Annotated in this window: 5 protein-coding genes; all 5 read left to right on the forward strand. The window is 43.9% G+C overall.

Annotated features, from left to right (window positions below; translation table 11 throughout):
• Complete coding sequence (locus tag BFP72_RS05605; protein ID WP_143519949.1) at positions 1-1,896, forward strand: alpha-L-rhamnosidase C-terminal domain-containing protein; 1,896 nt, start codon at positions 1-3, stop codon at positions 1,894-1,896.
• Positions 1,897-2,071: 175 nt separating this feature from the next.
• Complete coding sequence (locus BFP72_RS05610; RefSeq protein WP_221406481.1) at positions 2,072-3,565, forward strand: hypothetical protein; 1,494 nt, start codon at positions 2,072-2,074, stop codon at positions 3,563-3,565.
• A 402-nt stretch (positions 3,566-3,967) separates the two neighbouring features.
• Positions 3,968-6,577, forward strand: a complete 2,610-nt coding sequence (locus tag BFP72_RS05615; protein ID WP_099598207.1) for an RICIN domain-containing protein — start codon at positions 3,968-3,970, stop codon at positions 6,575-6,577.
• Positions 6,578-6,624: 47 nt separating this feature from the next.
• The gene (locus tag BFP72_RS05620; protein WP_099598208.1) at positions 6,625-8,133 is read left to right on the forward strand and encodes an RICIN domain-containing protein; all 1,509 of its coding nucleotides are present in this window, start codon (positions 6,625-6,627) and stop codon (positions 8,131-8,133) included.
• A gap of 267 nt (positions 8,134-8,400) precedes the next feature.
• Positions 8,401-12,105 (forward strand): PA14 domain-containing protein, encoded by a 3,705-nt coding sequence (locus BFP72_RS05625; RefSeq protein WP_099598209.1) that lies wholly within the window; start codon positions 8,401-8,403, stop codon positions 12,103-12,105.
• The last annotated feature ends 127 nt before the right edge of the window (positions 12,106-12,232 follow it).

Genomic DNA, 12,232 nt, shown 5'->3' on the forward strand with positions numbered 1-12,232 from the left:
ATGGGAAGTCATAAAATGAATCTGGGCTGTCATCATTCTATTAGATTAGCTATAATTCTGTGGATTTTCCTCATGTTTTTTTGGGGGGAACTATGTTGCGTTGCTCAGCAGATTAGAGATCCAAAGTTTATAGTTTCCTATAACCAACCCAAGAAAATAACCAAACTGGGTTCAGGCCATTACTTAATTGATTTCGGGAAGTCTTTTTTTGGAACGGTCTCTCTGAGCTTAAAGAGCAATCATGCAAAGGATTTAGTAATTCATCAGGGGGAAAAATTATTGGGCAATCGAATTGATAGAAATCCCGAAGCAACGGTACGCTACCAGAAGGTGGTAATGAAAAACATGTTGGCGGGTCAGGCTTACATTGTTAAGCTTCAACCCGATATACGAAATACAAATGACAAAGCAATCCATCTACCCGATTCACTCGGAGTGGTGATGCCGTTTAGATATTGTGAAATAGAAAACTTGCAGGTTCCGATAGAAGACATAGAGCTATTTCAAAAGGCTATTTATGTGGAATTTGATGACATGGCTGGTTACTTCTCTTCGTCAAATAAAACACTGGATCAGGTATGGAATCTTTGCAAGCACACCATCAAAGCGACTACATTTACTGGATATTATGTGGATGGTGATAGGGAAAGAATTCCATATGAGGCAGATGCTTATATTAACCAGCTCAGTCATTATAGCGTGGATGATAACTATGCCATTGCCAAACGGACCAACGAATATTTTATAGACCATCCCACATGGCCTACGGAGTGGCTGTTACATACGGCAATGCTCTTTTATCAGGATTACATGTACACGGGCGATTTGACCTTGATCAGGAAACATTATCAAGTACTTAAAGTCAGAACACTACATGATTTGGCTAGGGAAGATGGACTGATTTCCAGCAGATCACATCGCTTGGATTCTGCATTCATGTTAAAACTCGGTTTCAAAGACCCCAAAACGAAGGTTCGGGATATTGTGGACTGGCCTCCAGCACAAAAAGACTCCTATTGGAAGCTAGCAACAGAAGAGGGTGAAAGGGACGGCTATGACATGGGGGTAGAGATCAATACCGTGGTGAATGCTTTTTACTACCACAACCTTGTTTTGATGACGGAGATTGCCAGGGTGCTTGGTGAAAGCGATGATGCCAAAAGGTTTGCCAAAGAGGCTGAAATGGTTCGTACAATGATCAATGAAAAGCTGTTGGACAAAGCAAAAGGAGTCTATATTGATGGAGAGGGTTCTTCACATTCATCGTTGCATGCCAACATGATGCCACTGGTTTTTGGATTGGTTCCTGATCAATACAAAATGACTGTTGTAGATTTTATCAAAACCCGTGGTATGGCCTGTAGCGTATATGGTGCGCAATACCTGCTTGAAGCTCTATATCAGGCTGGAGAAACCGAATATGCTTTCAAGCTAATGACCGACACGACCACTGATCGGTCTTGGTGGAACATGATCCAACTGGGTGCTACCATGACACTAGAAGCCTGGGATATGAAGTATAAACCCAATCTTGACTGGAACCACGCATGGGGCACAGCACCATTGAACACTGTCGTACGACACCTTTGGGGAATCACTCCTATTCAGCCAGGGTTCAAGCAGGTGGAGGTTCAACCCCAGTTGGGGGAGTTGACTTTTTCTGAGATCAAAACCCCTACCATCATGGGGAATATAATCGCGCGGCATCAGCAGGTTAACGAAAAAGTGAACTACACGATCGAGTTGCCAGAAGGCATGTCAGGGATATTCATAGTTCCAAAAGGATATCAACCAACGAAAAGTAAACAAAGGCAAGAAATAATCAAGTTGTCTTCTGAAGTCAATAAGATTAAGCTTAGAGTGATTTCAAAAGACTCATTGGTGGATACTGAATAACAGAATAATGAAGAAGAAAACGAGCTGGCTGTATGTGATATGTTGTTTCGGAGTGATATTGTTTCTGGGATGTTCTAGTGAAGGGAAGAAAGAAACAAGAAGCCCATTGATACTGGATATGGTGCATCACAATCCAGGTGAACCTCCTTACGAAAGTGCTTATGTAGATCCGTCTGTGATCAAAGAAATGGGGTATAATGGGAAAGTATATTTCCTGTTTGAATCTCCTACTTTGGCAATTAATTGGGAATCTCTGGATCCAGATATACTACCAAAAGGCACACCAGATCGAAAGTGGGTGGATGAAAAGGCTGGAATGATACACGCCATGCATGCAAAGTGCGAAGCACAGGGACTGTCGATCTATGCCATGTCTGATCTTATGCTTTTCCCCAAACGGTTAATTGAAAAATATGGGATAGAAGAAGTTTTTGGTGACCCTAAAGACAGTATTACTCAGAAATTGCTTCGCATTCAGATTGATGAGATTTTTTCTCAATTTCCAAAGATGGATGGATTGGTGGTACGGATTGGAGAAACCTACCTGCATGATGCACCCTATCATCAAGGGCACATTCAAGACAAGAGCAATGCCCAAAAGACCATTATTCCTTTGATGCAGTTGTTGAGAGAGGAGGTTTGTGTCAAAAGAAATAAACAACTCATTTTTAGGTCATGGAGATCGTTTGACGTAGATGCAGATACCTACATGGCCATAAGTGATGCGGTAACTCCACATCACAATTTGATCATGAGTGTCAAGCATTGTGAAGGGGATTTTCATCGTTCCACACCATTTAGCAAAGTTATAGGTATGGGGCGACACCAGCAGATAATAGAGGTACAGTGCTCAAGAGAGTATGAGGGCAAGGGTGCTTATCCCAACTATATAGCCAACGGTGTTATAGAAGGGTTTGAGGAGCATCGAGGTATGCCAAAGGAACAATTTAATTCCATACGCCAGTTTGCCCAAACTAAGCCAGAGATGTTTGCTGGGGTATTTACATGGTCGAGAGGTGGGGGCTGGGATGGCCCCTATATCAAAAACGAAATGTGGGCAGATGTGAATGCCTGGGTGATGGCGCAGTGGGCGCAAAAACCTGATCAGAAAGAGGAAGAAGTCTTTAGGCGGTATGCCGTTGATCGGCTAGGGTTGGAAGAATCAGAAGTTGCAAAATTTAGAAAAATGTGCCTTTTGTCTGCCGATGCTGTGGTTAGAGGTAGGAATTCGGTAGAGCATGATATGAATGAATGGTGGACAAGAGATCAAGGCATTGGTTTCCCCAAATCCAACCAAGATCCACAAAGGCAACAACGAAACCTAAATCAAAAAGATGAATCGTTGGAAATTTGGAAGGAAATTGTGGAACTGGCAAAGACTATAAATTGGCCCCATGATGATATGCGGGAACATGCCATTGGCTCATCGCTGTATGGATTGCACCTTTATGAAATTTATCGAAGTGTGATTCATATCTCCGATGCTGAATCAAAAAATGATAGGGATGCCTTAAAAAAATGGATAAACGAATATGACTTGGCATGGATCAAATATGGCAAGTTGTCGGATCAATATCCTTCGTTGGCCAGCTTGTATTCCAAAGATTATGTTCGGCATATTAAAGATCCAGCAGACAAGAGGATCAATGAATTGAGGGGAGATATGTGATTTTTGGTATAGCATGTCGACATGGTTATTCGTTATTATTTTTATCAAAGCATTTTAACACAACTTTGTCATCCACTCCGCTATGAAATGTGACCAAGGAAAACCAAAATAGTATCGTCTTGACGATGTTCGGCTATGAGTGTGGCAGGTTACCTACTTTTCTGAGTCATGTATTATTGTTTTTGAATCATGAGCGATATGCTCGTTGCTACATCAGTATGCGCGATTGATTTTCCTGTTTTTAGTTATACAATGCTTGTAACACGTTAAAAATGAGTTGTTTTCATGTTTTTTGTGAGTCATGTGTTATCAATATTGACTCATGAGTCATGCATTCTTTCTGTGCTTATCAGAATATTTGAGATAAGCATATTATGAATTTTTAACTAAAACAAAAGAAGCATGAAACGAAAGACTATTACTCATTCGCTGCACCACTGTGTGCAGGCCACAATGAAAGGACTGCTGGCACTGAGTGTGCTGGTGTTGGCCGTGACGACCGTCCAGGCGCAGACTACCGTCAGTTCATTAAGTCAATTGATCCCCTATCTGGATGACGACAATGTCAACGTCAAACTCGCCCCTGGCACGTATAGTGTGACAGCCAATGATGTGAGTACTGGGGCTATTGGCAAGTACTGGCAAGGCACGACTCACCTAGGCAATTCTTTCAATGTTTTCCTCTTTGAAGGAGACAACAGCACGTATGATTTTACAGGTGTCACGATCAACATCGAAACCGAAACAGCACAGTCTGTAGGCAATGTGGATTTTCATGAGTTTCGTGTCATAGGTAGTGATAACGTAATACTGAACCTGACAGTAGTCGATGATGGTTCGGTGAATGATCAGCCTACCAAAAGAGCGACAAATGTAGTACTCGATGGTGCCAATAACCGATTGGAGGGATGTCATTTTACGGTGAGGGGTTCTTACCCATATGGCTATGGAGATATTTTTGGCAAGGGTGGAAGTAATGTCATTGCCCACAATAAGCGTAGCGCTTGTTTGATTAGAGGAAATTCCAACCATGTGAAGAACTCTACTTTTATCTGTCGCTCGTATGGACACGGTATATTTTTTCAGGGAGCGAATGATCCGATCGTAGAAGGCTGCTATGTAGAAGGAGAATTGCGGTCTACCAATGAAGTATTGGCAGAGGAAGGTTCGGGAAGCCCTGCTGACAATGTCGACTTTCAAACGATATGGGGCTTTAATTTGAATGACATCACTGGCAACTATTATTTCAGTTTGCAAGAAGACGGCATCCGATCTTACAATGCAGGGGAGACTGTCATAGATGGTGTGGAATACGACCGAGGGGTAACTAACGCCACAGTACTGAACAGTACAGTAGTCAAGATGCGCTCAGGCGTGACGATCGGATGGGCATCAGGGACCAAATATGTAGAGAACTGCACGGTACTGGCATGCGAAACAGGCTATTGGGTAGGAGCCAACACCAATGTGGTGAATTGCGATGGTGACGCTTCTATCGGCGCGCTGCTATCAGAAGATGTCGCTAGAAGTAACTCCAACATTGAAATCACACTTTTGGACAATCATGTCACCCCATTGAGCGGTGAAGTAACAGCCATTTATTTTGCAGGTACAGATCATGAGGTCACAATTCACGATGGGACCACTTCTACGATGAGCAATATCGATATTCTCATCGGTGGTCAGCGAAAAGCCCATCGGTTCATGACTGGCAATGGTTCTACCACCGAAGGTTACTATCACAACGCAAACAATATCACCTTTACCAACAATACCAACTATGCCATCGTGGTGGGAGACAAAGCCACGAATACCGATATCACTACTTGTGGCACGGTCACAGACAATGGTACAGGTACTTCGGTAAATTACCAAACTTGCACCAACGACAATATAGCACTTGGTAAAAGCACTTCGCAATCCTCTACCGCGCATGGAGGGCTCTCTTCCCGAGCAGTAGATGGCAATACGAGTGGGGTATGGTCTCATGGCTCAGTCACGCATACCAACGCAGAATCGAACCCATGGTGGGAAGTAGACCTGCGAGGTACCTATGAGGTCGATGAGATTGTTTTGTACAATCGGACCAACTGCTGTATGGATCGGCTGAGCAACTTTACCGTCTCGGTGATGAATGGTAGCACGACTACCTGGAGTCAGACCTACAGTGCCTACCCTAATCCATCGCAGACCATCCAAGTAGGCGGGGCACAGGGCGAAACAGTGCGTGTACAACTCAACGGTTCTAGCAACCCATTGTCTTTGGCTGAGGTGCAGGTATATGGTACAGTCGCCTCTACTGTTGGTGGAGATTTTCAGTTGGTCAAAAGGAACGCAACGGGTTTTGCTATCGATGGCGGTGGCAACAGCGGTGCAGAGGGCCGGAGTGTAGAGTTGTACACTTATGTGCAGCACGATAACATGACCTGGACAGAAATCTCACGAGGAGGTGGGTATTATTCTTACCAAAAGTTGAATAGCACAGTTTGTATCGATGGCGGTAGCGGAGGGACCAATGGTCAGGATGTAACGCTCGAGACTTGCAATGCCAATGATTTCAACCAGCACTGGCTGAAAATAGACGCTGGCAATGGACATTACAGGCTAGAAAAACGCGGTACCAACTTCTCTCTTGATGGTGGAAATAATGGCGCAATAGACCAGAATGTATATCTATGGACATCAAGCACAACCAATCAAAATCAGCAGTGGAGGTTTGATGATGTCAGTGCTGGTGCAAGATTACGAGATGAGCCTCTGGATGAGTTGGCGTCTAGCGCATTCAGTTTTTATCCCAATCCAGTAAGTTCCAGACTGACGGTGCAATTGGGAGAAAGTAACTACCAACAATTCGTGATCTACAATGTCAACGGCATGGTGGTGAATCAAGGCAAGGTAGCGGATGATATGAGTAAGCTGACGATAGACATGGATCATCTTGATGCTGGTCTGTACGTACTCAAACTCAGCGGAAACAATGCCAGTAGAAGCATGAGAATCATAAAGGAGTAATTAAAAAAATTATTGAATAAATAATCTCTAACTTAAATCTATTCAAAATGAAAGAACTATTTCTTTTGACCGCATTGGCGCTATGCCTAATGTGGTCTCATCAGTCAAATGCCCAAACATATGTAGGGCATGATTTTAATGGAGACTTTGGTCCATTTGAGCGTACATACTCATCAATGTCTAACAGGGTAAACTTTGTAAGCAATCGTATTCAATGTGATTGGTGGGAGGGGTTGTATGATGGTGGCAACACTTCCAAAAAATCAGAATTCAGGATTGATAATAATGATTGGACATATACCCAGGAATTCTGGACAGGGTTTTGGATGAAAATTCACACCAATACATTTGCAAATAGCTCCAATACAGAAATGAGTGTGTTTCAGATTTGGGGTTTTAGACCGGATGGCGCTGCAAACCATTATGTTCATCTTGAATATAATAGTGACGGGCAGTTGATCCTGCAACACCGGTATAATATCACTGCCACCTATGACAAGGTTATCCAAAACAACTTTCCAAAAGGCAAATTTGTCAGAGTTGTGATGCGTATCAAATTGAGGGAATACAACAAAGGTATTGCTCAGGTGTGGATAGATGATGAACTAAAGTTAGACCGATCTGACCTGATTTTAGGGTTCGGCGATCAGACGGCCGCCAGTGGCCAGGTTAATGGGTCGTATTCTGTGCCTGGTTCATGGGGTATATATGCTTATGATAATGCAAATTATGTGAACAATGAAACTAGAACCGTTACATACGATGAGGTGAGTGTTTACAGAGGTGCCAATGGATATGATATTGTGAATCCGCTCAACTGCTGTGATGGCGGTAGCAATAGTAGCGGAGGAGATTTCCGTTTTGTTAAACGCAATGCCACAGGCTATGCGATGGATGGCGGAGGTAATCACTCTAACGGTGCTACTATAGAATTGTATACAAATGTCAATCATAACAACCTTACCTGGACTGAAATTGATAGAGGTAATGGCTACTATTCTTACCAGAAAAAGGGAACCAATTTTTGTATAGATGGTGGAAGCGGAGGTGCCAATGGACAAGACGTTTATCTATGGAGTTGCTCTGACAATAATCAAAACCAGCATTGGAAGAAGGTAGATGTTGGGGGTGGTCATTATCTTTTGCAGAAAAGGAATGCACCTAACTATGCCATTGATGGTGGCGGTGGAGGTGCCATAAACCAAAATGTCTATCTCTGGACGATGAACACAAATAATCAGAATCAACACTGGAGATTTGATGCTGTAAGCTCCAGCGCTAGAGAAATCTCAAATCTGGAACCAGAGATTTTAGAATCAGCAGAGCTCAAGCTCTACCCCAATCCTGCAAGTGATCATTTGACTGTTGAGTTATCAGAGCATGCCTATCGATCATTTGTGCTTTACAACATAGATGGTAAAGTATATAAAGACGGGGATATTGATCCCGATTTGCAAACCTTGGATATTGATCTCAATGCACTCCATTCGGGTGTGTATATACTCAAGTTGGAGGGTGATAGCACAGCTAAGACCCTAAAGGTCATGAAACAATAGATAAATGAAAATCATGGTAGGTGTACATGTAGTGTACATCTGCCATGATATTTATTCATTATCAAGCCAAACATACTTTTTGGATGATGATTTATACGTAGTGACCCATGAAGGATACGCTAGTAATCCAGTTTCCCTGATCTTGCTACAATACCAGAGGAATGTTATGATTCATGACTATCTGATAGGACTATAGTATTAGCATGAAATTGATCGTATGATCGGAGTTTGACTATTCTCTAGTAGAGGACAAAAAATGAGTATGATATGAAAGAAAAGTTACAAGTAATGAAAAAATCCGTATGGAGCAGATTGTGTTTGATCCTAGTTATTTTATTGATAGGTAGCCAATCCATGGCGCAGTTGGTACATCCAGGTATTTCTCACAAGAAGTCTGATTTGGATCGGATGAAAGCCATGGTCGAGGCGGGAGAGGAGCCATGGGCGAGTAGTTTCGAAAAGTTCAAAGAGCAAGGTTCGGCCAGCTACAATTACAATGTCAATGGTAATTTGACCATCACCACTTTGGACAATGCGGCTGATAGTAGGTTTTTGAATGACGGCTATGCCGCCTACCACAACGCCTTGATGTGGTACATCACAGGAGACGAAAGGCACGCGCAAAAATGCGTTGAAATCTTCAATGCTTGGGTGAATTTGACCAGTACTGGAGGGATAGCCCTTTCTCAGGGACGTGGACCTTGGAAGATGTGTGAAGGTGCGGAAATCATCAAACATACCTATGATGGCTGGTCAGAAGAAGACCAAAAGAAATTTGGCGATATGTTGGTGTATCCAGGATGGTCCGGTACCGAAACCCCGACGGGTTCTACTACCTTCTATTGGGGAGTGTATCAAGGAGACCCTTCGAGACATGGCAACCAAGGACTCTTTGCCTATCGGTCACTCATGGCGATGGGTATTTTTCTAGACAATGAAATAATCTACGAAAGAGCCTTGCGCTACCTCAAAGGATTGCCGCATAGAGCGGATGATTTGCCTTATCCATCAGGACCTCCAGTCACCGAGCCACTGACGACAGGCAATGAATACTACGAAGAGTTTCGGCAGGTGAGTATAGGTAATGAAATTGAGGATTATGGCTATAATGAAGTAATAGAAAACTACATCTATGAAAATGGCCAATGCCAGGAAAGCTCAAGAGACCAGACACATACGGTAGTGGGAGTTTTGATCATGAATTGTATCTCTGAGATGGCATGGAATCAAGGGGATGATCTCTACGGTCACCTAGATAACCGACAATTGTTGGGCTTGGAGTTTACCATGCGATACAATTTGAGTTGGGAGCATGCCTATTCAGATCAACCTGAGCCCTGGGAGCCTACGGTAGAAAGCGGAGAATACATTCAAAGGACTGACAGATCAGGGAGATGGAGGTCATTGAAAATCAATCCTTATGTAGCGAATAACCTTGAACCAGAAAATTTTGAAAGAGGCACGAATACGCTGATGCCCATCTATGAGATGAACTTGGGGCATTACAAAGACCGAATGATGCTCCCTAGCGAAGACTATAAGTGGATGCAGCGAGGATTTGATGTGATGACAGAAGAGATCGGTGTAGAAGATGGAAAGAATGCTGTTGATTACCCAGGTTGGGGTGGGTTGAAGTTTCGTCGTGTCAGCCCTGGAGATCCAGTGAGTGGCTATGATGAGGACGGGTTGCCCATGTATCAGATGAATGTGGTACCGGGAAGTATTGAAGCCGAAAATTTCGATCACTTTGCGCTCAGTGGTGAGGGGAAAGTGTATCATGACGTAGATGACTCCAATACAAGTGGAGAATATCGTACAGACGAAGGAGTGGATATCGCTGTTTGCTCAGAGGGCGGTTACCAAGTGGAAAGTTTAGAAGATGGAGAATGGGTGACTTATACTGTACAGGTACCAGCCACTTCTCTTTATAATATCGCCATTCGCTACGCATCGGCGAGTGCTGGGGGGGAAATTAAATTTTCATTCAGCAATGAGGAGGTGACCGAGGAAATCACGGTCCCCAATGGCGTGGGCTATTCAACTGGCCTGGATGATTGGCAGGATTTGGCGATTGCCAATGATGTGATCTTGAGGCAAGGCGTACAGCCTATGAAAATCAGCATCAGCGGAACCTCAGATTCTTTTGTGCTCAATAGTATAAGTATCGAAGATGGCAGTCCACACGAATGTGAAGGAGGACTGGCAGCTGTGGACGCGTCGGATCGTTTTGTCGATGGCGTCAACTACAGTTATTATGAAGGGACTTGGGACAATCTACCAGATTTTGAGCAGTTGTCACCAGCGGCTACTGATATCGCTGATGAGATAGGGCTGATAGAAGGGGTAGATGGAGAGCAATATGCTTTGGTGTTCGAAGGGCACTTTTCTGTTCCTATCAATGGTACTTATACCTTCTATACTGAATCTGCCGATGGGTCTCGATTGCTTGTCGATGGAGTGGAAGTAGTGAACAATGATGGGGTACATGATGCGGTAGAGGCTTCTGGCGAGGTTTGTCTGGACGAGGGGTATCATCAGATAGTGGTAGAGTACTTTCACAATGCAGGAGACCAGGCGCTAGCTGTCATGTACGCTGGCCCTACCGTGAGCAAGCAAGTGCTTAGCGAAACATATGCTACTGGTGCCTGCGGCAATGAACCGGTAGAGACTCCGGATAATCTGGAGGAGGGGATCAGCTATGTGTACTATGAAGGACAATGGAACTCGCTACCGGACTTCTCTACACTGACCCCAGTGGAAGCAGGCAACTTGGACCAGATCAGTCTTAGTCCGAGTAGGGTTGATAATTATTTCGCCATGACCTTTGATGGCTATATCAATATAGAGGAAGAGGCCGATTATACTTTTTATGTCAGCTCTGATGACGGCTCCAGACTCTACATCGATGATATGGAAGTAGTGGATCATGATGGCTTGCATGGTGCCGAGGACGAACGGTCAGGGACGATATGTCTCAATCCAGGTTATCATCATTTGTACATCGAATATTTTGAGGCGACAGGGGGCAACTCCATCTCGGTGATGTACGAAGGAGGTAGTGTAGCGAAACAGCTCATCTCAGAGGTGTATACAGGACCCGCACACGAAAAAATAGCGCAGGTGATTACTTTCCCTGAGTTTCCAAAAGTAGTGGTGGGAGATGATGATTTTGATCCAGGAGCTACGGTGGACTCAGGACGTCCACTGAGTTACACCAGTTCCAATCCTTCGGTAGCTACCATCGTAGAGGGAAAAATTCATGTTGTCAGCAATGGGGTTTCAATAATTACTGCTTCGCAAGAGGGGAGTTGGGAATATGCCCCTGTAGAAACGTCTCAGGAACTCAATGTATATAGCGTAGCGGGTTGTGAGCTGCCCTGGACGATGCCCACAGTGGCAGTCAAAAATCAAACCTATGAATTCACCTCGGAACCGATAGATATTTCTTGTGTGTCGAGCGCCTCTATTTACCTCAAATTGTTGGCGACTAGTGGTTTGACAGCTGATGATTTTGTCAAGGTCTCTTATCAAGTCGATGGTGGAGAAGTATTGGCTATGCTAGAATCGACAGGAGCGGACTCCAATGGCGAATTCTCATCGGGAGAGATCAAAGGAAACAATGTACGGGTGATCATCTCAGCGTTGAGCAGCACACCCAACGGGACTTACCAAATGACTGACATATCGGTGAAAGAGTACACGATAGAAGAACCGGTTTTGTCATCAGATCCTGAGGCCAGTGGGGTGGGAGTCTATCCTAACCCCGCCAGTGAGACCATGACGATGAATATCAACAAAGGGGTGTACAGCGCATACCGAATTTTTACTATCCATGGCCAAGTCATGAAGGAAGGCAAGATTGCTCCGAGTTCATCTCAGGAAATATTGGATGTCAGTACATTTCCTCAAGGGGTTTACGTCTTGAAACTGTACGGAGGTCAAGCACCTCTCTCATTGAAGGTACTCAAATAGTAGACAAAGGATATTTATATTCACAACAACAACTGAATACAATATAGAGGCTGTTTCATTTTACTGAAACAGCCTCTTTCGTTTGAAAAGGGACCTAGCGTGTGTAGAGTTTAGAAAGAGCGATGGC

The organism is Reichenbachiella sp. 5M10 (genome assembly GCF_002742335.1).
In the GTDB taxonomy this organism is placed as follows: domain Bacteria; phylum Bacteroidota; class Bacteroidia; order Cytophagales; family Cyclobacteriaceae; genus Reichenbachiella.

Coding starts and splice junctions, on each gene's coding strand:
- BFP72_RS05615 (WP_099598207.1), top strand. CDS start 3,968: ATGAAACGAAAGACTATTACTCATTCGCTGCACCACTGTGTGCAGGCC.
- BFP72_RS05620 (WP_099598208.1), top strand. CDS start 6,625: ATGAAAGAACTATTTCTTTTGACCGCATTGGCGCTATGCCTAATGTGG.
- BFP72_RS05605 (WP_143519949.1), top strand. CDS start 1: ATGGGAAGTCATAAAATGAATCTGGGCTGTCATCATTCTATTAGATTA.
- BFP72_RS05625 (WP_099598209.1), top strand. CDS start 8,401: ATGAAAGAAAAGTTACAAGTAATGAAAAAATCCGTATGGAGCAGATTG.